Origin of the sequence: Corynebacterium sp. HMSC04H06, from assembly GCF_001815935.1 — a bacterium.
Lineage (GTDB): Bacteria > Actinomycetota > Actinomycetes > Mycobacteriales > Mycobacteriaceae > Corynebacterium.
In genome coordinates this window covers 20,792-46,845 of sequence record NZ_KV823460.1, presented here as the reverse complement: position 1 = coordinate 46,845, position 26,054 = coordinate 20,792, and the positions used below count along the sequence as shown (strand labels likewise).

Here is a 26,054-nt window from a genome sequence, read left to right as displayed (position 1 = left end):
CCAAACAACAACACATAATTCAATAACCAAGGGAGGGTTCCCGGCCACAGGCCGCGAGCCCTCCTTTTTTCGATCCTTGGGTCTATTCTCGCGAGTCTTAGTCGGAGTTGTCTGTCGAGCTGGCGGGGTGCCCGGTTGTCTGTATTGCTTTGAGGGGTGGTGATGCGACAGGTTGTCTGGCACGCTAAACTGTAATAGTTGTTATCTACAGGTAAGAAAGTGAAATTATGAATCATTCTGCCGCTTCTCCCGTCGGCGCGTCGACCCCGGCGGTTGCAGCCCGGGCCATCGAGCTGTTTAAGCAGTACGGCCAAGGGGAAACTTCTGTTACCGCACTGGATCACGTGACCATCGACTTCCGCCAGCAGGAATTCACGGCCATTATGGGGCCGTCGGGCTCCGGCAAGTCCACGCTGATGCACACCATGGCGGGTCTGGACTCGGCGACCAGCGGTGCGGCGTTCATCGGGGAGACGGACCTGTCGCAACTTAGCGATAGGGAGATTACTGCCCTGCGACGCGACCGCCTCGGCTTTATCTTCCAGTCCTTCAATTTGGTCCCGACGCTGACCGCGGCAGAAAACATCACCCTGCCGGTGGATTTCGCCGGCAAGAAGGTGGACAAGGCGTGGTTCGATGAGATCACCACGCGCCTGGGCCTGGCGCAGCGCCTGGAGCACCGCCCGGCTGAGCTCTCTGGCGGCCAGCAGCAGCGTGTGGCCTGCGCCCGCGCGCTGGTCTCTCGCCCGGAAATTATCTTCGGCGACGAGCCGACCGGCAACCTGGACTCCAATTCTTCCGCCGAGGTCCTGGACATCCTGCGCACCAGTGTCGACCAGGACGGGCAGACCGTCGTCATCGTTACGCACGACGCCAAGGCGGCATCGTACGCAGACCGGATCGTCTTCCTGGCCGACGGCCGCTTGGTGCACGAGCTGGAGGATCCCTCCATGGAGGCCATCCACCAGATCATGGCGGAGATTGAGAGCTAAGTATGGGCAAGAGCAAAACCATGCGCAGGGTGTCCCTGCGCAATATCCTGGCCCACAAGCTGCGGCTGGGCCTGACGGTGTTGGCCGTGGTGCTGGGCACCGCGTTCATCGCGGGCTCGTTCATGTTTACCAACTCGCTGTCCTCGACGTTCGACTCCGCGGTGTCGAATTCTTTTACCGGCGTGGACGCGGCCGTCTCCCAGAAGGAGGGCGGCCCGCTTCTTAACGCGGAGATGCGGCAGAAATTGGCGGACGACCCGCAAGTCGGCGGCGTCAACATGGAGTCGAGCCAGACGGTCGTGGTGGCCAACTCCGACTCCGAGGCCTTCCAGACCCAGGGTGGTACCTCCGCGCTGGTGCCGTATTACGCGCCCGAGGACACGGTGGGGCAGCCGGCGGAGCTCGTCGAGGGCAACGCCCCGCAGGGCACCAACGAGGTCGTCGTCAACTCCGGGGCGGCTGAGAAATTCGGCATCGGAATCGGCGACGAGGTCGTCGTGGTCCACCCGGACAAGCAGGACCGGATGACTATCTCCGGCGTCGTTGAGCCGGCTATCGAGCAGGGCTCCGGGCTGACCCTGTCAATGGACGCCGAGGGCTTCAACGAGGCCTACGGTGACTCCCAGCAGCTGCGCGTGGCCGCGGCCGAGGGGGTAAGCGCTGACCAGCTGGTCGACCACCTCAACGCGACCTACGAGGTCGAGGCCGAGTCTGGCCAGAAGCTGGCCGACGAGTTGTCCGAGACCATCTCCGGGGCGCTGAAGTTCGTCAATTACTTCCTCATCGCCTTCGGGCTCATCGCGCTGCTGGTGGGCACCTTCATCATCGCGAACACCTTCTCCATGATCGTCGCTCAGCGGACCAAGGAATTCGCGCTCCTGCGCGCCCTGGGCGCCTCCCGCGGCCAGATCACCGGCTCGGTGGTCATGGAATCCCTCATCGTGGGGCTCATCGGCTCCGCCCTGGGCGTCGTCGCGGGCATCGGCCTGGTATCCATCATCAAGGCCGTCATGAACGGCCAGGGCATGCCGATGGACGACTCGCTGGGCCTGTCCGCCTCCGCCATCCTGGTCCCGCTGGTGCTCGGCACCATCGTCACGGTGGTCTCCGCCTGGATGCCGGCCCAGCGGGCGGGCGCGGTGGAGCCGGTCGAGGCGATGCGCACCACCGAGTCCGCTGCCGGATCCTCGCTCAAGGTGCGCACCATCATCGGCGGCCTCGTGCTGGTGCTCGGCGCGGCCCTGGCGGCCACGGGCGCGCTTATCGATGCCGAGACTACCCTGCGCGCCGTCCTAGTTGGCGTGGGCGCCCTCTTTGTCATCGTGGGCTTCTTCCTCGCCGGCCCGGCGTTCTCGCTGCCCATCGTGCCGGTTCTGGGCAAGGTCTTCGGTGCCCCCTTCGGGGCCATCGGCCGCCTGGCCGCGACCAACTCCCGGCGCAACCCGCGCCGCACGGCCGCGACCGCCTTCGCACTGATCCTGGGCATCGCGCTCGTCACCGCGATCGGTATGTTGGGTGCGACGATGAAGACGTCCATCTCCAACGTGCTGGATGACAAGCTCTCGGCCGACTATATCCTGGCCGGCCCGCAGTCGGGTTCCTTCCCGACGCCGAATGATACCGCCGACAAGGCCCGCGAGGCCGACGGGGTAGGGGAAGTGCTCTCGCTGTCCATGGCGCCGGTCGCCATCGATGGGCAGGCCAGCCTGGACTACGGCCCCCGCTTCCAGCAGTCTATGGTCATGGACACTAACCCGGAAAACCTCTTCCAGCTGGACGTGGCGGAAGGCAACGTCAACTTCGAGGCCGAGCCCGGCTTCATCGCCACCACCGATTACGCCGCCGAGCACGGCTGGCAGGTGGGGCAGACCTACCCGATGACCAAGGCCGGTGGCATCGGCGAGGCGGTCGATGCCAAGCTCATCGGCACCTTCGAGCCGAACCAGATGATCCAGGGCTTCGCTATTAACCAGGCCCTGGTCGAGGAACTGGTCCCGCAGGACGCGTTGACCACCCAGATGGTGGGCGTCAACGCCGCCGAGGGCACCGATCTGGAGGAGCTGCGCAGCAACCTGGAAGAGGCCGTCAAGGACCTCGTGGTCGTCCAGGTCGCCACCGGCGAGGAATACGCCAGCGAGTCCGCCGGCGCCATCGATCAGATGCTCTCCATCCTCTACGCGCTGCTGGCGTTGGCCGTGGTCATCGCCGTGCTCGGCATCGTCAACACCCTGACTCTAGGCGTCATCGAGCGCCGCCAGGAGATCGGCATGCTGCGCGCCGTTGGCACCCAGCGCGGCCAGATCCGCACCATGATCACCCTGGAGGCGGTCCAGATCGCCATCTTCGGCGCGGTCATGGGCATCCTCATCGGCCTGGGGCTGGGCTGGTCCTTCATCCAGGTCATGTCCGACCAGGGCCTCGACGAGGCCACCGTCCCGTGGGGCCAGCTGGCCATCATGTTGGTCGGCTCCGGCGTGGTGGGCGTGATCGCCGCCCTTTGGCCGGCCGGCCGGGCCGCGAAGACCCCGCCGCTGGAGGCCATCTCCTCTTAAAGCCGCTAGCCGAACCAAATTCGCTCGGCCCAGATCACCCCGCGCCACGCGGCGATGATGCCAATCGCTACAGTGATAGCCGCATACCGCAAGGCCCGCCCCCAGTGGCGGGTCTTAAGCATGTCTCCCAGCTCCCGCGCAAAAGTGGACCAGGTGGACAGCCCGCCGGCGAAGCCACCGGTCAGGCCCATATAGGCCACGGAACCCCATGGGCCGGTCTCCCAGCCGCCCAGGCGGAAAAACCCCACGGTCAGGCCCAGGGCGAGCGAGCCCAGGATATTCGCCGCGAAGGTGCCGGTCGGGCTTGGCATAAGGCGGGATAGGCCGTAGCGCAACATGCCCCCTAGAAACGCGCCCAGCCCTACCGCGGCGAGGATGAGCAGCGTGTTGAGGCTTAGCGCCGTCATGACCGCTCACCCCCGAAGTGCGCACCGGCCAGGTACGCGCCGACGCAGCCTAGCAGCGTGGCCGCCACGTAGGCGGCCGCGGCGCCGGGGCTGAGCTCCGAGCTGAGCAGGGCGAAGGTGGCGAAGCTGGTAAATCCCCCGAGCACCCCGGTCGACCAGAAAAGCCCGGGCCGGTAATACCCCATGAGCGCTGAGCCGGCAACGTTGATGGCCAGCAGCGGCCACCACGCCTGGGCAAAAAACGCCATGAGCCCGACCCGGGCAACAGCGCCCAAGGCAGCCCCGGCGCCGACAATCAGAGCTTCGCGCATAGTCTCCTATGCTAGTGCTAGCCGCGGCAAGACGGCTACTTCCAGTCCATCCCTTGGGCTTCGGTGAACTCACGCACCTCGGTGAACGGGCGGTTTAGGCCCGGATCGAACTTGAGGTAGGCCTTGGTCTCGCGAGCCACCAGCCCGGAGAGGATGAGCAGGCCGATGAGGTTGGGCACCGCCATCAGGCCGTTAGCCAGGTCGGAGAAGGACCAGACCAGATCCAGCTCAGTGACGGCGCCGACGAAGACGACGACGGTGAAGAACATGCGGTAGGGCAGGGTAGCGATGGTGCCCACCAGGGAGGCCAGCGCGCGCTCGCCGTAGTAGGACCACGCCACGATGGTCGAGAAGGCGAAGAAGATGATGGACAGGGAGACGATGGTGCCGCCCCAGTGGCCGGGCAGGCCGACGGAGAAGGCGTCGGCAGTCATGGTGGCGGCGTTCTCGCGACCTTCGTCCCAGGTGCCGGTCACCACGATGGCCAGGCCGGTGATGGAGACCACGACGAGGGTGTCGATGAAGGTCTGGGTCATGGATACGAAAGCCTGGCGGGCCGGGTGCGGGGTCTTGGCGGCCGCGGCGGCAATCGCGGCGGAACCCATGCCGGACTCGTTGGAGAAGATGCCGCGGGCGACACCGAACTGGATGACCATGATGATGCCGGCGCCGGTGAAGCCGCCGGCCGCCGAGGTGCCGGTGAAGGCGTCGATGAAGACCGTGGCCAGGGCCTCCGGTAGCGCCCCGGCGTTGGTGATGAGCACGATGATCCCGCCGACCACGTAGATGATGATCATCAGCGGCACGAAGGCGGAGGTAATGCGGCCGATGGCCTGGATGCCGCCGAGCAGCACCGCGCCGATGGCGACGAACATGATGGCGCCCGAGGCGACCGGGTCGATGCCGAAGGTGGACTCCATGTTGGAAGCGATGGCGTTTCCCTGTGTGAGGTTGCCGATGCCGAAGGAGGCGAAGACCGCGAAGATGGCGAAGGCCACGCCGAGGATCTTGCCCAGGGGCCCGCGGATGCCGCGCTTGAGGTAGATCTGCGGGCCGCCGATTTGCTCCCCGCGGCCGTCGGTGACGCGGAAACGGACGCCCAAATAGGCCTCCGTGTACTTGGTGATCATGCCGACCAGGCCGGTGACCCAGATCCAGAACAGGGCGCCCGGCCCGCCGATGGACAGGGCCGTGGCCACACCCACGATGTTGCCGACACCCACGGTGGCGGCCAGCGCCGTGGTCAGCGCCTGGTAGTTCGTAATATCACCGTCGGTGGAATCATCCGAGTCGTCGCGGCTGAACACCGCGCGCAGGGAACGGCCGAGGGCGCGAAACTGCAGGCCACCCATTCGGATGGTCAAAAAGAGGCCGGTCAACAGCAGCAGGGGGATAAGGAAGAACGGGCCCCAGACGACGGAGCCCACCGAGTCGAGCAAATTCTGTAACGAGTCCATTCTTGGAATGTACCCGCCGCCACACTGATTTGTGACCTAAATGACAACAAATTTGTGCGGCGGGGGTAAAAGGCAGGTGTGCTCACGCTGCGCGCCGCGGCCGCGCGGGCGACAATGAAGTCGCAAGGGCCCGTGCCAGCACTGGCCTCCCTAAACCGCGACGAGAGGAACCCGCCATGGCCCACCCCCGCGCCGGACAGCCGGCCCGCCCGGAAGACCGCGACGACATCGCCCACATGGTGACCTCCTACTATGCGCTCCGCCCCGACGTCCACACCCCGGGCCAGGAGGTGGTCTTTGGCACCTCCGGCCACCGTGGCAGCAGCCTGGACGCGGCGTTTAACGAATGGCATATCTGGGCTATCACCCAGGCCATCGTGGACTACCGCACCGAACACGGTATCGCCGGCCCGCTGTTTATCGGCCGGGATACCCACGCGTTGTCCGAGCCGGCGATGGTCTCGGCGCTGCAGGTCCTCGTCGCCCGCGGGGTGGACGTGCGGGTCGATGCCCGCGGCGGCTACACCCCGACCCCGGCGGTCTCCCGCGCCATCGTCACCCACCCGGGCAGCGACGGCATTGTGGTCACCCCGTCCCACAACCCGCCGCGCGACGGCGGCTTTAAGTACAACCCGCCGACGGGTGGCCCGGCCGACTCCGCGGCGACCGACTGGATAGCCGACCGCGCCAACGGCTACCTGCGCGCCGGCCTCGAGGGCGTCGAACGAGCCGACGTTGCCGGGGGCACGGACCCGGGCCTGGCGACCTACGACTTCCTGGGCTCCTACGTCGACGACCTCGACAAAGTGGTGGACCTGCGGACCATCGCCAAGGCGGGCGTGCGCATTGGCGCGGACCCGATGGGCGGGGCGGCGGTGGACTACTGGCCGGAGATCGCCCGGCGCTACGGGCTGCAGCTGACCGTGGTCAACCCGCACGTGGACGCCACCTTCGGGTTTATGACCCTGGACAAGGACGGCCAGATCCGGATGGACTGCTCCTCCCCGGCGGCGATGGCCTCGCTGATTGCCAACCGGGAGACCTACGACATCGCCACCGGCAACGACGCGGACGCGGACCGGCACGGAATCGTCACCTCGGACGCCGGGCTGATGGACCCCAACCACTACCTCGCGGTGGCCGTGGACTACCTCTTTTCGCACCGTCCCGACTGGGAAGGTGCCGGGATCGGCAAGACCGCGGTGTCCTCCTCGCTCATTGACCGGGTGGCGGGCCGCCTGGGACGGGAGCTGGTGGAGGTCCCCGTCGGCTTCAAGTGGTTCGTGCCGGGGCTGCAGGACGCCTCCCTAGCCTTCGGCGGCGAGGAATCCGCCGGCGCGTCCTTCCTCTGCTTCGACGGCAGCACCTGGACCACCGACAAAGACGGCATCATCATGAACCTGCTCGCTGCCGAGATTCAGGCGGTGACCGGGCAGTCGCCGTCCCAGCGCTACCAGGAGCTGACTGAACAGCTGGGCAGCTCCGCCTACGCGCGCATCGACGAGCCCGCCGACCGCGCCGTCAAGGCCGTCCTCAAGGGGCTTAGTCCGGACGCGGTCACGGCGACGCAGCTGGCCGGGGAGGACATCCGCGCCAACCTCACCGAGGCTCCGGGCAACGGAGCGGCCCTGGGTGGGCTCAAGGTGGTCACCGAAAACGCCTGGTTCGCCGCGCGCCCCTCGGGTACGGAGGACAAGTACAAGATCTACGCGGAGTCCTTCCTGGGTGAAAAACACCTGGAACAAGTTCTGAAAGAGGCTGTCGATGTGGTCAAGGACGCATTGAGCAGCGCCGAGTAATGTGTAAACTGTTCAAGCGTGAAGAAACTCGATAAAAGCCTGATTCTCGACCTCGTTAGCGCCTTCGCGCGCTTCTTCATGGCGTATATCTGGATCGCCGCAGGTGTGGAGAAACTCAACAAGCACTTTACGATGACCCAGACCATCGAGGCTTATCAGATCTTCACGCCGGAATGGTCGCACTACTTGGCCTATCTCATTGGCCCGCTGGAAATCGCCGGCGGTGTCCTGCTGCTTCTGGGCCTGTTCATGCGCTCGGCAGCCAAGGTGGGCATCATCGTGCTGGTGCTATTCATGATCGGCATTGGCCAAGCCTGGGCCCGTGGACTGGACATCGACTGCGGCTGTTTCGAAGTCGATCCGGCCAACACTGACCAAGTCATGGACTACGTCAAGACCCTGGGGCGCGATCTCTTCTTCCTCGTGCTCATGGTCTGGATTTGGGTGCGTCCGTTCAAGAGGTTCGCAATTTACCCCTAAGGCTTGCTTGGGTAGGCTATTCCCAGGTGCAAAGACCGCAAACAACCCTAAACCAAGGATGAGTGGAGTAAGTGAGTAATTCTCGGAAAGTCACGGACCCGAACGCCAGCGGCAAGTCTGGGTTCCTGTGGGGCCTGGTAGCCCTGCTGGTCATCGTCGCCGTCGTTATCGGCTACATCATCTGGAACGGCCAGAGCGCGAAGACCGATGAGCTGGCCGACCGCGCCGTCGACGTCAACCTGGATATGCAGTACGAGGACCACTCCGTGGTACTCAAGTCCGCCAACACCAAGGACGATGCCCCGGTTGTCGACCTGTACGAGGACTTCTCTTGCCCGCACTGCGCGGAGCTGGCAGTCGCCTCTGACGAAAAGATGGCCCAGGCCATCGAGGACGGCAAGATGGTCGTCCACATCCGCACCCTGAACTTCATGGACGGCGAGGACGATCCGGAAAAGCTTGACGGCTACTCCACCCAGGCGGCCACCGCGGCCCGCGCTCTGGCGGAAGACGGCGACGTCCACGCCTACTGGAACCTGCGCAAGGTCTTGCTCGAGGACCAGCAGGATGTCGCCCGCCAGTGGGGCGCCGAGGAAATGGCTGACGCCGCCAAGGCTTTCGACGCCTCCGGCGACGCCGTAGACAAGATCAAGGGCATGGATCTGAGCACCGGCCAGGAATTTGCCGCCGCCAACTATCACAAGCTGGAGAAGGACTCCGGTTCCGTGTCCTCCCCGCGCATCTTCGTCGACGGTGAAGAGCTGGAGCTGACCTCTGATCTGGGCGCCTGGGTCGACCAGGTAGCCAAGTAGGCTCGGCCGGAGAAAAATTAGCTCACGCTGGCGATTTGGTTCGCGCCTTCGCCAGCGTGTAGATTAATACGAGTTGCCGCACTAGATACCGCACGGTGTCTAATGCACGGCATGCGGGGCTATGGCGCAGCTGGTAGCGCACCACACTGGCAGTGTGGGGGTCACGGGTTCGAATCCCGTTAGCTCCACCAATTTTTAAAACCCGGGTTCAGCTCAGTTGGCCCGGGTTTTGCTGTGTCTGCCCGCGCGCTCGGTTCGCCGGGGTGAGATTTGGTTAGGATGGTGGGATGGCTACTTTTACCAAGGACGTTGCCCAACCCGATCAAGCCGGGGCGGAGGCCGCGGGCCTGCGCTGGCTGCACCAGGCGGTGCCAGAGGCCGTCGTGGAGGTCGTCGAGGTAGGGCAGAGCTACCTGCGCACCGAGCGGGTGGAACCGGTCGCCCCCACGGCGGAGGCGGCGCGCGAATTCGGCCGGCGCCTGCGCCGGATCCATGCCGCCGGGGCCGAGGCCTTTGGCTGCCCGCCTGCGGGCTGGGAGGGCAAGAACTTCATCGGCCGCGTCGTACAGGACTGCATCCCGAGTGATTCGTGGGGCACCTTCTACGCCCAGCAGCGTGTGCTGCCCTTCGCCCGCGGGGCGGGCCTTTCCGCCGGTGACCTGGACACGGTGGAGCGGGCCTGCCAGGCCATCGCCGCGACCGACTTCGACGTGGAACCCGCCCGCATTCACGGCGACCTGTGGGCCGGCAACCTGCTGTTTAGCGAGGGCGGCGCTGTGGTCATCGACCCGGCGGCCCACGGTGGGCATCCGCACACGGACCTGGCGATGTTGGAGCTTTTCGGCGCCCCGTACTTCGACGAGATTCTGGCCGGCTATGGCGATCCGAAGGTCGACTTCGACCTGCACCAGCTGCACCCGCTGGCGGTGCACGCCATGACCCACGGGCGGGCCTACCAGCGCCCGCTGGTCGCGGCCGCGCGCGGCGTGCTCGAGCGCTACTAGGCGCGCGGGGGAGGAGCTATAGCGGGCTAGGGCCCTGCGGCATCTGGCGCTTGTGTGCGCCGGCGCGCCAGAGGCGCTCGATGGTGGCGGCGGCCGCGGAGGGGACCGGCTTGCCCTCCAGGTAGTCGTCGATGTCGGAATAGCTAACGCCCAGCGCCTCCTCGTCCGGCAGGCCCGGCTTGTTGTCTTCCAGATCGGCGGTGGGCACCTTGGCCCAGGTCGAGCGCGGCGCGCCGAGGTGTACTAGCAGTTGCGCGCCCTGCCGCTTGTTGAGGCCGGCGAGCGGGAGGAGATCCGCTGCACCGTCGCCCCATTTGGTGAAGAATCCGGTGACGTTTTCCGCGGCGTGGTCGGTGCCGATTACCAAGAGGTTCTTCTCGCCGGCCACGGCGTACTGGGCGACCATACGCAGGCGGGCCTTGACGTTGCCGCGGTTGAAGTCGCCGAGCGCGTCCTGGCCCAAGGAATCGGCCGCGGCGGCGGAGAGGGCATCGGTAGCCGGGGCGATGTCTAAGTCCAAGCGGTGATCGGGCTGGATGAAGTCCAGGGCCACCTGGGCGTCGTCCTCGTCGGCCTGCTGGCCGTAGGGCAGGCGCACGGCCCAGAAGGCCGCGCCGTCGACCTGCTCGCAGGCCAGCTGGGCCAGCCGGCCGGCCAGGGTGGAGTCCTGGCCGCCCGAAATTCCTAGGACGTAGCCTGCCGCGCGGGTGGTCTCGAGGTAATTAACCAGGAAGTCGACGCGCTGCTTGACCTCCTTTGCTGGATCGATTAAGGGCCGGGTGTGCAGGGCTTTTATGATTTCGGACTGGGTGGGGTTCGGATCTGGTGACATGTGCTTCATCGTAGTGGAGTGCGACAATGTGGGACGTGAAGCAAAGTTCTTATATTAAAACGGTGGCGACGGTAGCGGCGCTGGGCGGCTTGCTCTTCGGCTACGACACCGGCGTGATGAGCGGTGCGTTGCTGTTTATTTCCCCCCAGTTCGGAATGAACGCCCACGAGGAGGGCTGGGTGACCTCGGCGCTGCTCATCGGTGCCGCCATCGGTGCGCTCAGCGCCGGCCGCGTGGCGGAATCCCTGGGGCGGCGGCGGACGCTCATCCTGGGCGGCGTCGTCTTCGTGGTGGGCTCCATTTGGTGTGCACTGTCCGGATCGGTGATGATGCTGGCGGCCGCGCGGGCCTTCCTGGGCCTGGCGGTCGGCGCGGTCTCCGTCGTCTCGCCCATGTATATCTCGGAGATGGTGCCCACGGCCGTGCGCGGCAAGCTGGTCTCGCTCAATACCCTGATGATCGTGGTGGGGCAGCTGCTGGCCTACCTGGTCAACTCCGCGCTGGCGGGGCTGGGCAGCTGGCACCTGATGCTGGCGGCCGCGGCCATCCCGGGCGCGGCGCTCGCGCTGGGCATGTGGTTCCTGCCGGATACTCCCGTCTGGTTGGTCGCCCGCGGCCGCATCGAGGACGCCCGCCGGGTGGCCAGCCGGGTCGGGCTGGAGCTGGACGAGGTCGCCGACAGTCAGCACCACCAGACCGACGGCAGCGAGTTTTCGCGGCTGAAGTCCGCGCGCTGGCTGCAGGTGACCGTCCTGCTGGCCATGCTGATGGGCCTGACCCAGCAGATTACCGGCGTGAACGCGATTGTTTATTTCGCGCCGACGATGATGAACCAGGTGGGGATTTCCACCCAGAACTCGGTCTATACCTCCATGGTCATCGGCGCGGTCTCCGTGGCGGCGTGCTGGGTGGGCCTCAAGGTGGTCGACCGAGTAGGCCGCAAGCGCCTCCTGCTCATCGGCCTGAGTGGCAACGTGGTCTCCCTGTTCGCCCTGGCTGTGGTCTACGCGCGGGCGGAGGGCTCGGTGCTCTTCGCCGGCCTGTCGCTGGTGCTGATGGCTAGCTTCATCGCCTTCCAGCAGGCGGCGGTCTCGCCCACCACGTGGCTGCTGATTTCGGAGCTGGTGCCAGTGGGCATCCGCGGCATCGGCATGGGTATTGCCGGGCTCAGCCTGTGGGCGACCAACTGGGCCGTGGCGCAATACTTCCTTCCGCTGGTGGAGTGGCTGACCGGCCCGTGGGCCTTTGCGCTCTTCGGCTGTCTGGGGCTCGTGGCCATCGGCTATACCCGGGGGCTGGTGCCGGAGACCATGGGGCGCAGCCTCGAAGAGGTCTCTGCCGACCTACGGCGGCGCTACCAACCCCAGGAATGAATTTTGGGGTCTGGGGCAACGTACGGTAAAGTGTTTCCCCGTGTCAGTGCTGAGGTTGCTCAGCACGTTCTTTGTTATAGATTCAACCGCATTTTTATTGCGCATTCAGAAAGGAGCGCCCGATGAAGGTCCGCAAGTCGCTTCGGTCGCTGAAGAAGAAGCCGGGCGCCCAGGTTATTCGCCGCCACGGCAAGGTCTTCGTGATCAACAAGAAGGATCCGCGTTTCAAGGCTCGCCAGGGCTAGTCTAAACCGGACGCGCGAAAGCCGCTCCCCGTCGCACCAACAGTGCAGCACGGGGAGCGGCTTTCTGCGTTACGGGGTAATTACACCCTTGTAAGTGAATTCTGTCACAATGGAACGGCTCGTCCTGCGGAAATGCCAACGGTGTAGTTACGTCGTTGGTGAGCACCGGCCTAGATGTGGGGCTTGAGCTGCGGATGTCCTGCGGATATCCCGCGCGGGAGCACAAGATATTGTGTCTGTTGCGGGTACTTGCCCCAAAGTATAGTGTTGTCGGTGTTGCTCCGGCGGGCCTAGGCGCCGCCTTGAGAGGGCGTCGAAGAGCGCGCAACGCGCTCTGCGGCCAAGCCGGAGAAGAAGGAATCTGCCTCCCCGAAACGGATTAAGGAACCTGCCACCATGTCTATCAAGCTCTACACCAAGCCCGCCTGCATGCAGTGCAACGCCACCAAGAAGGCGCTGGACCGTGCCGGCCTGGACTACGAGTCCGTAGATATCTCCCTCGACGACGAGGCCCGTGACTACGTCATGGCCCTGGGGTATGTCTCCGCCCCCGTCGTGGAAGCTGATGGTGAGCACTGGTCCGGCTTCCGCCCGGACCGCATCAAGGAACTGGCAACCCTCGCCGCCACCGCGTAACTAGGGGCAGGGAACATCCATGTTGGTCGTGTATTTTTCTTCCGCCACGGAAAATACGCGCCGCTTCGTGGAGAAGCTGGGCTTCCCCAATGCGCGTATTCCGCTGCGGCTGAACGATGAGCCGCTGATTGTCAACGAGCCCTACGTCTTGGTCTGCCCGACCTACGGCGGGGGAGCGTCCATCAACCACCAAAACTCCCGCCCGGTTCCCCGGCAGGTCATCCGTTTCTTAAACGATGAGCATAACCGGAGCCTCATCCGTGCGGTTATCGCGGGAGGCAACAGTAACTTCGGCACCGACTTCGGGAAGGCCGGGGATGTTATCTCCGCCAAATGCAAGGTGCCGTACGTCTACCGCTTCGAACTACTCGGCAGCTCCGACGACGTGGAGATCTGCCGCGGCGGTTTGCTAGCGAATGCGCAGCAGCTAGGGCTGGAGCCCGGCCTGAGCGCATAGGACAATCAACAAAAGTCGGCCGCGGGGAAGCGGCCGGACAGATAGACTTGAAAACATGAAATATCGCGTGGGCTAGCTTGGGCGGTTGGCAGTCGCGTCTTACCTTGCGGGGACGCGGCTGGCCAACCGCCTTCGCCGGCCCGCGCATTACGTAGTAGATGAAAGGCCTGAGTGCAGCCGTGGATAACCAGTTGGGAAAGACTGTGGCAGAGCCGGTTAAGCCGGAAGAAAAACTCGATTATCACGCGTTGAACGCGCTGTTGAACCTGTACGACGAAGACGGCAAGATTCAGTTCCACCAGGACCGTGAGGCTGCCAATCAGTTCTTCCTGCAGCACGTCAACCAGAACACCGTCTACTTCCACGACCTGGAAGAAAAGATCGGCTACCTGGTGGACAACCAGTATTATGACCCGACGGTCATTGAGAAGTACGAGTTTTCCGACATCAAGGACCTGTTCAAGCGGGCTTATGCCTTCAAGTTCCGTTTCAAGTCCTTCCTGGGCGCGTACAAGTACTACACCAGCTACACGCTGAAGACCTTCGACGGCCGCCGCTACCTCGAGCGCTTCGAGGACCGCGTGGCCATGACCGCCCTGTTCTTGGCCGACGGCGACGTCGATTTTGCCGGCAAGATCGTCGACGAAATCATGACCGGTCGTTTCCAGCCGGCCACCCCGACCTTCCTGAACGCCGGCAAGGCCCAGCGCGGCGAACTGGTGTCCTGCTTCTTGCTGCGCATCGAGGACAACATGGAGTCCATCGGACGCTCCATCAACTCGGCCCTGCAGCTGTCCAAGCGCGGCGGCGGCGTCGCGCTGTTGCTGTCGAATATCCGCGAGTCCGGTGCGCCGATCAAACACATCGAGAACCAGTCTTCCGGCGTCATCCCGGTTATGAAGCTGCTGGAGGACTCCTTCTCCTACGCTAACCAGCTGGGCGCCCGCCAGGGCGCGGGCGCGGTCTACCTGAACGCCCACCATCCGGACATCCTGAACTTCCTGGACACCAAGCGCGAGAACGCGGACGAGAAGATCCGCATCAAGACCCTCTCGCTCGGCGTGGTCATCCCGGACATCACTTTCGAGCTGGCCAAGCGCAACGACGACATGTACCTCTTTTCGCCGTACGACGTAGAGCGCGTCTATGGCAAGGCCTTCGGGGATATCTCCGTGACCGAACACTACGAGGAAATGGTCGAGGATCCGCGCATCCGGAAGAAGAAGATTAACGCCCGTCACTTCTTCCAGACCATCGCGGAGATCCAGTTCGAGTCCGGCTACCCCTACATCATGTTCGAGGACACCGTGAACCGGGCCAACCCGGTCAAGACGGGCCGGATCAACATGTCCAACCTGTGCTCGGAGATCCTGCAGGTCAACTCCCCGTCGGAGTTTAACACGGACCTTACCTACCGCACCCTGGGCAACGATATCTCCTGCAACCTGGGTTCGCTGAACATCGCCATGACGATGGACTCGGACAACTTCGCCCAGACCGTCGAGACCGCCATCCGCGGCCTGACCGCGGTCGCGGACATGACGGCTATCGACTCCGTGCCGTCCGTGCGCCAGGGCAATGATCGGTCCCACGCCATCGGCCTGGGCCAGATGAACCTGCACGGCTTCTTGGGGCGCGAGCACATCGAATACGGCTCCGAGGAGGCCCTGGACTTCACCAACGCCTACTTTGCGGCGGTGCTTTATGCCTCCCTGCGCGCCTCCCTGAAGATCGCGCAGGAGCGCGGCGAGGCCTTCGCGGAGTTCCCGCAGTCCGAGTACGCGACCGGCGAGTTCTTCGACCGCTACGATCCAGCGGAATTCCAGCCGCAGACCGAGCGCGTCAAGGAGCTTTTCGCAAACTCGACCATCCACACGCCGTCCGCCGAGGAGTGGGAGCAGCTCAAGCAGGACGTCGCCCGCGACGGCCTGTACAACCGGAACCTGCAGGCCGTGCCGCCGACGGGTTCCATCTCCTACATCAACAACTCGACGTCGTCCATCCACCCGATCGCCTCCAAGATCGAGATCCGTAAGGAAGGCAAGATTGGCCGCGTCTATTACCCGGCGCCGCACATGGACAACGACAACCTGGAGTACTTCAAGGACTCCTACGAGATCGGCTACGAGAAGATCATCGACACCTACGCGGTCGCCACGAAGTACGTGGATCAGGGCCTGTCGCTGACCCTGTTCTTCAAGGACACGGTCACCACCCGTGACATCAACAAGGCCCAGATCTACGCCTGGAGCAAGGGCATTAAGACCCTGTACTACATCCGCCTGCGCCAGATGGCGCTGGAAGGCACCGAGGTCGAAGGCTGCGTGTCCTGCATGCTCTAGCTGCAGCCCGCGCTGACCGCCGGTAGCGCCAGAGGGCCCGAGGGAATCGCCGTGATTCCCTCGGGCCTTTCTTTTTCTTTCCTCGCCCTTTAAACCTGGCGCTTACCAGTCGCGGTGGGAGCTGGCGCGGTTTTCGTCCAGGATGATGCGCGAGAGGTGCTCGGCGCGGTCCGGGTCGCGGTCCCGGATGGCAGCGGCGAGCTCGTGGTGGAGCTGCGTGGTACCGGCGACCGGGTCGCGCTTGGGGGAGCCGAAGACGGACTTGCCTTTGAAGATGGACAGCAGCGACGGCGCGAGCGCGGCGAACATCTCGTTGCCGGAGGCATGCAGGATCATGGTGTGGAAGCGCAGGTCGGTGGCCAGCTCTTCGCCGACGCGCGAGGGCGGGGAGGTCTCCAGCTCGGTAAGCCGGCGGGCGAGGGCGGCCAGCTCGGCGCATTCCTCGGCGGTAGCGCGCCGGGCGGCCAGGCGGGCGGCGATGGGCTCGACGGCTAGGCGCAGCTGGTTGAGCGAGCCGAGCTGATCGGCGCGCGTGCGCTCGGACTGCAGCCGCCAGTTGATGATGGCCTGGTCGTAGACTGCCCACTCGGTCATCGGCAGCACCGTGATCCCCACGCGCCGGGAGGAGGCCACCAGCCCCATCTGCTCGAGCGCGCGCATGGTCTCCCGGGCGACGGTCCGGGAGATATCGAAGCGGGCGCAGATATCCAGCAGGGTAAAGGTCTGGCCGGTGGTAATGGTGCCGTTGATGATCTCGGCGCCTATCTGATCGAGGACGGAGCTCAGTAGGGGAGTGGGGTGCTGGGAGGTAGGGGCAAGCAAAATCTGGAATCCTTGCGCGTGGACTGGGGAATTAGTTGGAAAAGGCGGGACAGGAGCACGGTACGATGGTGTAATCCTGGCGGTAATGAGCCCGGCAGCAGGCGCTTACGTGGATATTATCGCTGGCTACAAGGATGCGTTAACGCTTGTGGGCGGACTAGACCTGATTGTTATTTTGTAGGGGTAACCGGCCGCAGCCCGAGGTTAGGACGCCCAGCGGGGAATTACGGGGCCTACTCGGGTATCGTGGTGGGTTGTAATACTCCCCGATCCATGAAGGTAGGTCACCTGCGTTGTCTCACGAGTACGATGCGTATGTTTCCGGCCATGACCAGCCGGTTAAGGCAATCAACTGGAATACTATTCCGGACGAAAAGGACCTCGAGGTCTGGGACCGGCTGACGGGTAACTTCTGGCTGCCGGAAAAGATCCCGGTCTCCAACGACATCCCGAGCTGGAAGACGCTCACAGACAAGGAGCAGGAGACCACCATGCGGGTCTTCACCGGCCTGACGCTGCTGGATACCATCCAGGGCACCGTCGGCGCGGTCAGCTTGCTGGACGACGCCGTCACCCTGCACGAGGAGGCGGTCTACACCAACATCGCCTTCATGGAATCGGTGCACGCGAAGTCCTATTCCAATATCTTTATGACGCTGGCGTCTACCCCCATGATCAATGACGCCTTCCGCTGGTCCGAGGAGAACGAGAACCTCCAGAAGAAGGCCAAGATCGTCATGTCCTACTACGAGGGCGACGACCCGCTGAAGAAGAAAGTCGCCTCCACGCTGCTGGAGTCCTTTCTGTTCTACTCCGGCTTCTACCTGCCGATGTACTTCTCGTCCCGCGCCAAGCTGACGAACACCGCCGACATCATCCGCCTCATTATCCGCGACGAGGCCGTCCACGGCTACTACATCGGCTATAAGTACCAACAGGGCGTGCGCAAGCTGGACGAGGCCAAGCAGCAGGAGCTGAAGGAATACACCTTCGACCTGCTCTACGATCTCTACGACAACGAGATCGACTACACCGAGGATCTCTACGACGAGCTGGGCTGGACCGAAGACGTCAAGCGCTTCCTGCGCTACAACGCCAACAAGGCCCTCAACAACCTGGGCTACGAGGGCCTCTTCCCGGCGGACGAGACCCGCGTGTCGCCGTCCATCCTGTCCTCGCTGTCGCCGAACGCGGACGAGAACCACGACTTCTTCTCCGGTTCCGGCTCCTCCTACGTCATCGGCAAGGCGGAGGAGACCACCGACGACGACTGGGACTTCTAAGAAGCTTCTCAGTTCCCGACACCCCCGTCCGATACGTCAACCGAAAGGATGACGTATCACGGGGGTGTATTTTCGTCTCTGCACCGGCGGCGAAGCGGGTCTGGCCCGGGAAAAATTGTGGGCTACACCACGTTCGCTCACGGGCGGGTTCCGGGCTGACAAAAAATAGGCCCAATTTGCTGCGACAATGCCGCCACACGAGTCACACCAGGCCACTCAGCTGCGAATTCGAGTCTTAGAAACGGCTGGCAAAGTGGGGTGGAGTTGGCCTAGGATTAGGCGGTGTAAAACTTTTAAGCGCTTGTATGGCATAAAGCTGGCAAGCGCTTGCTAGTCAGGAGGATATAAATGACCGCTGTGGCGCCACGGTTGGACGATTACGTCCAGCCTTCACGTCCAGAGCCGACGGGGCACGCTAAGACCGGCTCCAAGGCCTGGATGATGTTGACCACCACTGACCACAAGCAGCTGGGCATCATGTACCTGATCATGTCGTTCAGCTTCTTCTTCCTTGGTGGCCTGATGGCACTGCTGATCCGCGCTGAGCTGTTCACGCCGGGTCTGCAGTTCCTGTCCAACGAGCAGTTCAACCAGCTGTTCACCATGCACGGCACTGTGATGCTGCTGCTGTTCGCAACCCCGGTTGTCTGGGGCTTTGCTAACTACATCCTGCCCCTGCAGATTGGTGCGCCGGATGTGGCCTTCCCGCGTCTGAACGCCTTCGGCTTCTGGATCACCACCATCGGTGGTGTCGTCATGCTGGCAGGCTTTTTGACCCCGGGCGGCGCTGCCGACTTCGGCTGGACCATGTACCTGCCGCTGGCGGACTCCGTCCACACCCCGGGCATCGGAGCTGACATGTGGATCGTCGGCGTCGGCGCTACCGGTGTCGGTACCGTTGCTTCCGCCATCAACATGGTTACCACCGTGCTGACCCTGCGTGCGCCGGGCATGACCATGTTCCGCATGCCGGTGTTCACCTGGACCATCTTCACCGCTTCCGTGGTGGCCCTGATGATCTTCCCGCTGCTGCTGGCTGCGGCACTGGGCGTTCTCTACGACCGCAAGCTGGGCGGCCACATCTTCGACTCCGCTAACGGCGGCGGCATCCTGTGGCAGCACCTGTTCTGGTTCTTCGGCCACCCGGAAGTCTACGTTCTGGCCCTGCCGTTCTTCGGAATCGTCTCCGAGGTCGTCCCGGTCTTCGCCCGCAAGCCGGTCTTCGGCTATGTCGGCCTCATCTTCGCCACCCTGTCCATCGGTGCGCTGTCGATGGCTGTCTGGGCTCACCACATGTTCGTCACCGGCGCGGTCCTGCTGCCGTTCTTCTCGTTCATGACGTTCCTGATTGCGGTCCCGACCGGTATGAAGTTCTTCAACTGGGTCGGCACCCTGTGGAAGGGCCACATCACCTGGGATACCCCGATGATCTTCGCCATGGGCTTCATGGCCACCTTCCTCTTCGGTGGTATGACCGGCGTCATGCTGGCCTCCCCGGCACTGGACTTCCACCTGGCTGAATCCTACTTCCTGATTGCTCACTTCCACTACACCCTGTTCGGTACCGTGGTCTTCTCCGCCTTCGCGGGTCTGTACTTCTGGTTCCCGAAGATGACGGGCCGCATGCTGGATGAGCGTCTGGGCAAGATTCACTTCTGGCTGACCTTCATCGGCTTCCACGGCACCTTCTTGGTCCAGCACTGGGTCGGCAACATGGGTATGCCGCGTCGTTACGCCGACTACCTGGAGTCCGACGGCTTCACCATCTACAACCAGATCTCGACCATCTTCTCCTTCGTGCTGGGTGCCTCCGTCATCCCGCTGATTTGGAACGTGTTCAAGTCCTGGCGCTACGGCGAGATCGTCACCGTCGACGATCCGTGGGGCTACGGCAACTCCCTCGAGTGGGCCACCACCTGCCCGCCGCCGCGCCACAACTTCAACTCGCTGCCGCGTATCCGCTCCGAGCGCCCGGCGTTCGAGCTGCACTACCCGCACATGGTTGAGCGCATGCGCTCCGAGGCGCACATCGGCGCGGACACTAAGTAGTGTCAACGAGGCGCTGAACCCTCCTGCCAACCAAGCCACCTTCTAGGTCCGGTTCTTACCGGGGCCGTAGAAGGTGGCTTTTGGCGATCCTTAACCGCGTCGCGGCGGGCAGCTCGGGGGCTGTGACCGCGGCCGCATCCTGCTGTGGCAGGATAAAAGCTGTGGATAATCAAGCATTAAAGGACGTAGTGATTACGACCTCGGGCCTGGACAAGCCCGGGGTATCGGCGGCCTTCTTCCGCGTGCTGGCCGCCGTCGGGGTGGAGCTGGTGGACGTGGAGCAGGCCATCTTCTCCGGCCGCATCACGCTGGCCGCCTACGGGCGCCTAGACCCGCACCTAGTGGAGAAAGCCGAGGCCGGGCTGCGCAACACGCTGAGCATCTACCAGCACACCGTTAGCGTCGAGGTGGGAACGGGGCGTACTCCGCGGCCGCGCTCGACCCACGTCGTGGTCATCATGGGGGCGACGGTGAGCGCCGAACAGATGGCTGCGCTGGCGCAAGAGCTGGCCAACTTCGACACCAACATCGACCGCATCCGCGGCCTGTCCCAGCAGCCCCTGACCGGCTTGGAGCTGGACGTGACCGTGGGCGGCGACGCGTGCGCGCTGCGGGCCCGGCTTGCCGAGTTGGCCGGGCGCCTGGGCATCGACCTTGCCATAGAGGAGGCGGGCCTGCACCGCCGCGCCAAGCGCCTGGTCTGCTTCGACTGCGACTCGACGCTGATTAAGGGCGAGGTCATCGAGATGCTGGCGGCCCGCGCCGGCCGCGAGGCAGAGGTCGCCGCGGTCACGGAGCGGGCCATGCGCGGCGAGCTCGACTTCGCCGAGTCCCTGCGGGAGCGCGTCAAGGCCCTGGGCGGGTTGGACGAGTCCGTGCTGGCCGAGGTCGCCGAAGATATCGAGCTCACCCCGGGCGCGCGCACCACGGTGGCCACGCTGAAGCGCCTGGGTTTTAAAGTCGCGGTGGTCTCCGGAGGTTTTACCAAGGTCCTCGAGCCGCTCGCCCGAAAGCTGTATCTGGACTACGTGTGGGCCAACACCCTGGAGGTCCGCGACGGGAAGCTTACCGGCGAGGTGACCGGGAAGATCGTCGACCGCGCCGCGAAGGCGGAATACCTGCGCGAATTCGCCGCGGACTGTAGCGTGCCCATGTCACAGACCGTCGCGGTCGGCGACGGGGCCAACGATATCGACATGCTGAGCGCGGCGGGCCTGGGCATTGCCTTTAACGCAAAGCCGGCGCTTAAGGAGGTGGCCGACGCCCAGGTCAACCACCCGTACCTGGACGAGGTCCTGCAGCTGCTGGGCATCCCGTCCACCGAGATCGAGGAGGACTAGGTCATGGGCGCCGAGCAGGCTATCGATGCCTCCTTTGGCACCGCGCACCAGCGGCTCAAAGAGTCCTGTAGTTCGCGGGACTGGCACCGCGATAAGGAAGACCCCGACCAGCCGGAGACGGTCCAGGCCATGCAGATCGCGCTGAACCTGCCCAAGCAGGACACCCCGGCCCGCCACCGCGTGCTGGAAGCGGCCGCGCGGGCGGTCGTGTCCGTCTGCCTGGACGAGCGGGCCGGCGGCGATACCGTCTTCGCAGCGGCCCTGGGGCGCTGGTACGGCCACCGCATCCGCAAGGTCGCCCGCCGCAGCCGCAACAAGGCCTGGAACGACGTGCAGGCCCTGCCCGGTGTGACGGTCGACGTGGCGCGCGCGTTTGTGCCCTCGGCGGTCAACGAGGTGGATCCGCTCATCGGTAAGCTGCAGATTGGCCACACGGACTTGCCCGCTGACCATCCGGGGGAGCCGTTAGGCGATGCCCCGGTTATCTACGTGGACACCTCCCTGGGCATGAGCGCCGGCAAGGCCGCCGCCCAGGTGGGCCACGGCTCCATGCTGCTGGCCGCGATCCTGGATACCCAGGCGGCGTGGGAGTGGAAGCAGGCCGGCTTCGCCTTGAGTGTGCGCGAGGTCGACCACGCCACCTTCGAGCGCGCCGAGAAAGAACCCGGGGCGGTGGTGGTCGTCGACGCCGGGTTCACCGAGATCGCGCCGGATTCGGCCACGGTCTGCGCGCTGTGGCGCCCGCTAGGCGCCCAGTAGCCCCGGTTGGCTATGAGGGTTGGCCGGGTCGCCTCTAGCGGCTGTCTACGAGCCGCCGGAGGGCGCCTAGCACGGTTTCTAGGCGCGTGGTGGACCAGAAGGGCGGCATGGAGGCGCGCAGGAAGCCGCCGTAGCGCTTGGTCTCCAGGCGGGGGTCGAGCACCGCGACGACGCCCCGGTCGTTAGTTGCGCGCAGTAGGCGGCCGGCGCCTTGCGCCATGAGGAGGGCAGCGTGGGTGGCCGAGACCTCCATGAAGCCGTTGCGACCGGCGGCCTTGGCGGCCTCTGTGCGGGCCTGCATCAGGGGGCTATCGGGCCGCGGGAAGGGGATGCGATCGATGACCACCAGCGAACACGCCGGCCCGGGCACGTCCACGCCCTGCCAGAGGGTCAGCGTGCCGAACAGACAGGAGTTTTCCTGCTTGCTGAACTTATCCACCAGCGCGCCGATAGAATCCTCGCCCTGGAGGAAAACCTCGAAGGGCAGCTTCGGGCGCAACTCCTCGGCGGCCTGCTGGGCGGCCCGGCGGGAAGAAAACAGCCCCAGGGTGCGCCCGCCGGCGGCGGTGATAAGCTGGCGCAGCTCGTCGAGCGTGGCCGGGGCCAGGCCGTCGCGGCCGGGCTGGGGCAGGCCCGCGGCGGTGTACAAGATCCCGGACTTGGCCGGATCGAAAGGCGTGCCGACGTCCAGCGAGTCCCAGGTTCCCTGCGGCAGGCCCCACTGGGCGGCCATCGCGTCGAAGCGCCCGCCCAAAGCCAGGGTCGCGGAGGTCAGCACGACGGTCTGCTCGGCGAAGAGGTTGTCGTGGAGCATTTCCGAGATGGACAGCGGCGCCACCGCCAGGGTGTTCGCCCCGTTGCGGCTGTCGCGATCCAGCCAGACGACGTCCTCGTGCGCGGCCGGATCCCCGGTCGCGAAGACGTCGAGCAGCCGCGCGACGGTCTCCACGATCGAGCCCAGGTGGTTGGTCAGGTTCTGGCGCTCGGCATATTTCTCCGGGTCCTGGGCCTGCTCGTTGTCGGGGGCGCGGCTGATGGTGGACTTGATGTCCTCGACCGTGTTCGCCAGGGAAGACAACTGGGACTTGGCGTCATCCGGCAGGTCCACCCAGCGGCCCGGGGAGTACTCGTCCAGCAGGATATTGAACTCGTCGGCCTGTTCGGAAAGGCGGGTTTCCTTCCCGTTTGAGCCCAGCGCCTTGACGCGGTTGGCCGCCATCTTGAGGCCGCGGGCGGTCAGCTCGGCCGTGGACACGGAGGTGATGCGGCCGTCCAGCTCGTGGGCCTCGTCGATGATGACGGCCGAGTGCTCGGGCAGGATGGTGGCCTGGGAGACGGCATCGATAGCCAGCAGCGCGTGGTTCGTCACCACCACGTCCACCTGGGCCGCAGCGTGCCGGGCCGCCTCCGCGAAGCAGTTCGCGCCGTGCGGGCAGCGGGTAGCGCCCAGACACTCGTTGGCCGTCACCGAGACCTGGCGCCAGGCGAGGTCGCTGACCCCGCGGTCTAGGTCCTCGCGGTCGCCGGTGTCGGTCTCATCCGCCCAGTCGTAGAGGCGCGCGACCTGGGCTCCTAGGCCCGTGGCCTCGGTTTCCTCGAAGAGGCCGGACTCCGCCTCGGCCAGGGACCCGGCCCGCGCCACCTTGTTCAGGCACAGGTAGTTCGAGCGGCCCTTCATGATGGCGAAGGTGGGCTTGCGCTGCATGATGGGCTCGAGCGCGTCGACCAGGCGGGGCAGGTCGCGCTGGACCAGCTGGCGCTGCAGGGCCAGCGTCGCGGTGGAGACCACCACGGTGGAGCCGGTGTTGTGCGCGTGCCGGATGGCCGGGACCAGGTACGCCAGGGACTTACCCGTGCCGGTGCCGGCCTGCACGGCCAGATGCCGCTGGCTATCGAGGGCCTTGGTCACCGCACCCGCCATGCGGATCTGGCCGTCGCGCCGGGTGCCGCCCAGGGCCTCGACAGCCGAGGACAGCAGCTCCTCGGTGGAGTGGTTGAGCGGCTCGCGATAAGACTCGCTGTCGGGGTCGACGGGGTCGGCGGGGTCTGCTGGGTCGTGCGGGGCGTTTGTCACCCCGGTTAGTCTACCGGCCTAGGACTGGTGCGGCGGCAGCAACCCGATCGCCCGGGTGGGCACGGCCGGCTCGCCGCGGGACAGGGCCAGGCCCTCCCAGGGCAGCGTGCCGATGGCCGCGGCCAGGTGGGCGCGGGAGGCGTCCAGGTCCGGGATGTCGTCGACGGCCTGGCCGTCGCGCATGAGCGGGATGGTCAGCTGTTGGGTCTCCAGCCCGCCGACGTCTGGGGCGGTGGTGTCCGTGTAGGGGAAGACGACCTCTTCGACCGCCACACCGGTGGAGCGGTAGGTGCGCAGCGCCTGCTTGGCGCCGCCGATGGATTCCTTGGAAGAAGAGCGCTTGGCCACCGGGTGGCCGTCGACCTCCACGACCTTGTAGACCAGCCCGGCCGTCGGGGCGCCCGAGCCGGTGACCACGGAGGTGCCCACGCCGTAGACGTCCACCGGATCGCCGCGCAGGCCCGCGATGGCGAACTCGTCCAGGTCGGAAGAGACCACGATCTTGGTCTCGTTATTGCCCAGGTCATCGAGCTGCTTGCGGACCCGGCGGGTGACCGCGCCCAAGTCGCCGGAGTCGATGCGCACGCCGCCGAGTTCCTTGCCGGCGACCTCCACGGCGTTGATAACGCCCTGGGTGATGTCGTAGGTATCAACCAGCAGGGTCGTGCCCGCGCCCAAGACGTCGATCTGGGTGGCGAAGGCGGCCTTCTCGTTGGCGCTGCCGTCCTCGTTGACGTGTGCCAGCGTCCACGCGTGCGCGGCCGTGCCGGAGACCGGGATGTCGTAGCGGAAGCCGGCCTCCAGGTTGGAGGTGGCGACGAAGCCGGCCAGGTAGGCCGCGCGGGCGGCGGTGACCGCGCCGTATTCGTGCGTGCGGCGCGCGCCCATCTCCAGGATGGGGCGCCCGTCCGCGGCGGTGACCATGCGGGCGGCCGCGGAGGCGACGGCGGAGTCGGCGTTCATGATGGACAAGATGACGGTCTCCAGCACGATGCACTCGGCGAAGGTGCCGCGCACGGTCAGCAGCGGTGAATTCGGGAAGTAGAGCTCACCCTCGCGGTAGCCGTCCACCTGGCCGCTAAAGCGGTAGTTGCGCAGGTAGTCCTTGGTCTCATCGTCGAGGAAGTCGAGGTGGGCCAGCTGCTGCTCGGTGAAGCGGAAGTTCTGGATGGCCGCGATGACGCGCGGCGTGCCAGCGACGACGCCGTAGCGGCGCTCGTTCGGCAGGCGTCGGGAGAAAACTTCGCAGGTGACTTGGCGGTGGGCACTGCCGTCTCGCAGGGCTGCCTGGAGCATGGTCAGCTCGTACATGTCGGTGAGTAAGGCAGTGGAGGCGGTGATATTCGAGCTATCGTTCACATCGTGAAGTGTACGTCACAGCCGCGTGACGGGGGTGTTTATTCTTCAAATTGGATGACCACCCAGACGCGGCCGTGGCCGATTTCGGCGGCGACCGCCTGGAAGGTATTGGCCGGGTTTAAGACCACCTCGAGGTGCGGGCGGGAGGCGCGTAGCTTCTCCACGACCGCGTAGCCGGTGGCGCCGTCGGCCGGCAGGTTGACCTGCAGCTGCGAGATGTTCTCCGGCGAAGGGGATTCCTTCCCGGCCGCCGCGTTCTGGCGGGCCTGCTCGCGCGCCGCGCCCTGGCGGTCGGGCCACGGCAGCCCCGGCGGCAGCCCGTTATCGAGGCGCCACTGGTTCAGCGCGGTGCCCACCTCCTGCTCCAGCTGGATCAACCGGACCTGCTCTTCCGGGGAGGACGGGTCCGGTTCCGTGGTGGAGGAGCCGTTGCCGGGAGACTCGGACGAGCCCGTCCCGCCGGGGCTGGAGACCAGGGAAGCGATGGCCACGCCGACAGTGGCGGCGAGGGTGACGAAGGTGATGACCGCGCGGGCCACGCCGGGCAAATCGGCTGGGAAGCGGCCGGCGCGCACGTCGTTGATTAACCGTGTGAGCAGGGGAGGCTGTGACATGCTGTCCTTTCCGCCCGGGAGGCTGGGGCTGGCAAGCACTAAAGCTAAACTGCTT

General features: G+C 65.2%; 23 protein-coding genes and 1 tRNA gene. 16 read left to right on the top strand and 8 right to left on the bottom strand.

What is annotated here, in order from left to right; all coding sequences use genetic code 11:
- Positions 1-227: 227 nt before the first annotated feature.
- Both HMPREF3067_RS10695 and HMPREF3067_RS10690 read left to right on the top strand, forming a co-directional pair.
- Positions 228-992, top strand: coding sequence for an ABC transporter ATP-binding protein (locus HMPREF3067_RS10695; protein ID WP_070769703.1), 765 nt, complete (start codon positions 228-230; stop codon positions 990-992).
- Between the two features lie 2 nt (positions 993-994).
- The gene (locus HMPREF3067_RS10690; RefSeq protein ID WP_070769702.1) at positions 995-3,544 is read left to right on the top strand and encodes an ABC transporter permease; all 2,550 of its coding nucleotides are present in this window, start codon (positions 995-997) and stop codon (positions 3,542-3,544) included.
- A 5-nt stretch (positions 3,545-3,549) separates the two neighbouring features.
- Here HMPREF3067_RS10690 and HMPREF3067_RS10685 read toward each other — a convergent pair whose 3' ends face one another.
- Genes HMPREF3067_RS10685 through HMPREF3067_RS10675 form a run of 3 tightly spaced genes read right to left on the bottom strand, consistent with a single transcriptional unit; the run spans position 3,550 to position 5,719 of the window.
- Positions 3,550-3,951, bottom strand: coding sequence for a fluoride efflux transporter FluC (locus HMPREF3067_RS10685; protein WP_070769701.1), 402 nt, complete (start codon positions 3,949-3,951; stop codon positions 3,550-3,552).
- The gene (locus HMPREF3067_RS10680) at positions 3,948-4,262 is read right to left on the bottom strand and encodes a fluoride efflux transporter family protein (protein ID WP_070769700.1); all 315 of its coding nucleotides are present in this window, start codon (positions 4,260-4,262) and stop codon (positions 3,948-3,950) included. The genes HMPREF3067_RS10685 and HMPREF3067_RS10680 overlap by 4 nt, the downstream gene beginning before the upstream one ends.
- Before the next feature lie 35 nt (positions 4,263-4,297).
- On the bottom strand, positions 4,298-5,719 hold the full coding sequence (locus tag HMPREF3067_RS10675) for an alanine/glycine:cation symporter family protein (protein WP_070769699.1): 1,422 nt from the start codon (positions 5,717-5,719) through the stop codon (positions 4,298-4,300).
- A gap of 176 nt (positions 5,720-5,895) precedes the next feature.
- Between HMPREF3067_RS10675 and pgm the strand changes: the two genes are divergently transcribed.
- From pgm to HMPREF3067_RS10650, 5 genes are all read left to right on the top strand, one after another.
- The gene (gene pgm, locus HMPREF3067_RS10670) at positions 5,896-7,518 is read left to right on the top strand and encodes a phosphoglucomutase (alpha-D-glucose-1,6-bisphosphate-dependent) (protein ID WP_070769698.1); all 1,623 of its coding nucleotides are present in this window, start codon (positions 5,896-5,898) and stop codon (positions 7,516-7,518) included.
- A gap of 18 nt (positions 7,519-7,536) precedes the next feature.
- Positions 7,537-7,998 (top strand): MauE/DoxX family redox-associated membrane protein, encoded by a 462-nt coding sequence (locus HMPREF3067_RS10665; protein ID WP_070769697.1) that lies wholly within the window; start codon positions 7,537-7,539, stop codon positions 7,996-7,998.
- A gap of 71 nt (positions 7,999-8,069) precedes the next feature.
- On the top strand, positions 8,070-8,810 hold the full coding sequence (locus tag HMPREF3067_RS10660) for a thioredoxin domain-containing protein (protein ID WP_070769696.1): 741 nt from the start codon (positions 8,070-8,072) through the stop codon (positions 8,808-8,810).
- Between the two features lie 115 nt (positions 8,811-8,925).
- A tRNA-Ala gene (locus HMPREF3067_RS10655) sits at positions 8,926-9,001 on the top strand.
- 96 nt (positions 9,002-9,097) lie between these two features.
- Positions 9,098-9,814, top strand: a complete 717-nt coding sequence (locus tag HMPREF3067_RS10650) for a fructosamine kinase family protein (RefSeq protein ID WP_070769695.1) — start codon at positions 9,098-9,100, stop codon at positions 9,812-9,814.
- Positions 9,815-9,830: 16 nt separating this feature from the next.
- On the opposite strand, the gene nadE is transcribed toward HMPREF3067_RS10650, so the two are convergent.
- Positions 9,831-10,655, bottom strand: a complete 825-nt coding sequence (gene nadE / locus HMPREF3067_RS10645; RefSeq protein ID WP_070769694.1) for an ammonia-dependent NAD(+) synthetase — start codon at positions 10,653-10,655, stop codon at positions 9,831-9,833.
- Between the two features lie 26 nt (positions 10,656-10,681).
- Between nadE and HMPREF3067_RS10640 the strand changes: the two genes are divergently transcribed.
- The 5 genes from HMPREF3067_RS10640 to nrdE all read left to right on the top strand — a co-directional run bounded on the left by HMPREF3067_RS10640 (position 10,682) and on the right by nrdE (position 15,699).
- The gene (locus tag HMPREF3067_RS10640) at positions 10,682-12,019 is read left to right on the top strand and encodes a sugar porter family MFS transporter (RefSeq protein ID WP_070769706.1); all 1,338 of its coding nucleotides are present in this window, start codon (positions 10,682-10,684) and stop codon (positions 12,017-12,019) included.
- Positions 12,020-12,141: 122 nt separating this feature from the next.
- Positions 12,142-12,264, top strand: coding sequence for a type B 50S ribosomal protein L36 (gene ykgO, locus HMPREF3067_RS10635; protein WP_003847162.1), 123 nt, complete (start codon positions 12,142-12,144; stop codon positions 12,262-12,264).
- Between the two features lie 396 nt (positions 12,265-12,660).
- Positions 12,661-12,900 carry a glutaredoxin-like protein NrdH gene (gene nrdH, locus HMPREF3067_RS10630; protein WP_070769693.1) on the top strand — a complete coding sequence of 80 codons (240 nt, stop codon included), beginning with the start codon at positions 12,661-12,663 and terminating at the stop codon, positions 12,898-12,900.
- Between the two features lie 19 nt (positions 12,901-12,919).
- Positions 12,920-13,357 carry a class Ib ribonucleoside-diphosphate reductase assembly flavoprotein NrdI gene (gene nrdI, locus HMPREF3067_RS10625; protein ID WP_070769692.1) on the top strand — a complete coding sequence of 146 codons (438 nt, stop codon included), beginning with the start codon at positions 12,920-12,922 and terminating at the stop codon, positions 13,355-13,357.
- Between the two features lie 179 nt (positions 13,358-13,536).
- Positions 13,537-15,699, top strand: a complete 2,163-nt coding sequence (gene nrdE, locus HMPREF3067_RS10620; protein ID WP_141759400.1) for a class 1b ribonucleoside-diphosphate reductase subunit alpha — start codon at positions 13,537-13,539, stop codon at positions 15,697-15,699.
- A 102-nt stretch (positions 15,700-15,801) separates the two neighbouring features.
- Here the strand turns inward: nrdE and HMPREF3067_RS10615 are convergent, their stop codons facing one another.
- A complete protein-coding gene (locus HMPREF3067_RS10615) occupies positions 15,802-16,521 on the bottom strand; it encodes a FadR/GntR family transcriptional regulator (RefSeq protein ID WP_083319282.1) in 720 nt (239 codons plus the stop codon).
- Positions 16,522-16,814: 293 nt separating this feature from the next.
- On the opposite strand from HMPREF3067_RS10615, the gene nrdF reads away from it, so the two are divergent.
- From nrdF to HMPREF3067_RS10595, 4 genes are all read left to right on the top strand, one after another.
- A complete protein-coding gene (gene nrdF / locus HMPREF3067_RS10610; protein WP_070769689.1) occupies positions 16,815-17,804 on the top strand; it encodes a class 1b ribonucleoside-diphosphate reductase subunit beta in 990 nt (329 codons plus the stop codon).
- Positions 17,805-18,152: 348 nt separating this feature from the next.
- A complete protein-coding gene (gene ctaD / locus HMPREF3067_RS10605) occupies positions 18,153-19,853 on the top strand; it encodes an aa3-type cytochrome oxidase subunit I (protein ID WP_070769688.1) in 1,701 nt (566 codons plus the stop codon).
- A gap of 152 nt (positions 19,854-20,005) precedes the next feature.
- Positions 20,006-21,193 (top strand): phosphoserine phosphatase SerB, encoded by a 1,188-nt coding sequence (gene serB, locus HMPREF3067_RS10600; RefSeq protein ID WP_070769705.1) that lies wholly within the window; start codon positions 20,006-20,008, stop codon positions 21,191-21,193.
- 3 nt (positions 21,194-21,196) lie between these two features.
- The gene (locus HMPREF3067_RS10595; protein WP_070769687.1) at positions 21,197-21,952 is read left to right on the top strand and encodes a peptidyl-tRNA hydrolase; all 756 of its coding nucleotides are present in this window, start codon (positions 21,197-21,199) and stop codon (positions 21,950-21,952) included.
- 34 nt (positions 21,953-21,986) lie between these two features.
- Here the strand turns inward: HMPREF3067_RS10595 and HMPREF3067_RS10590 are convergent, their stop codons facing one another.
- The 3 genes from HMPREF3067_RS10590 to HMPREF3067_RS10580 all read right to left on the bottom strand — a co-directional run bounded on the left by HMPREF3067_RS10590 (position 21,987) and on the right by HMPREF3067_RS10580 (position 25,999).
- Entirely contained in the window at positions 21,987-23,930 is a 1,944-nt protein-coding gene (locus HMPREF3067_RS10590; protein ID WP_070769704.1) for an ATP-dependent DNA helicase, read from the bottom strand.
- A 114-nt stretch (positions 23,931-24,044) separates the two neighbouring features.
- A complete protein-coding gene (locus tag HMPREF3067_RS10585) occupies positions 24,045-25,385 on the bottom strand; it encodes a nicotinate phosphoribosyltransferase (protein ID WP_070769686.1) in 1,341 nt (446 codons plus the stop codon).
- A 38-nt stretch (positions 25,386-25,423) separates the two neighbouring features.
- Positions 25,424-25,999 carry a CAP domain-containing protein gene (locus HMPREF3067_RS10580; protein ID WP_141759398.1) on the bottom strand — a complete coding sequence of 192 codons (576 nt, stop codon included), beginning with the start codon at positions 25,997-25,999 and terminating at the stop codon, positions 25,424-25,426.
- Between the last annotated feature and the right edge of the window lie 55 nt (positions 26,000-26,054).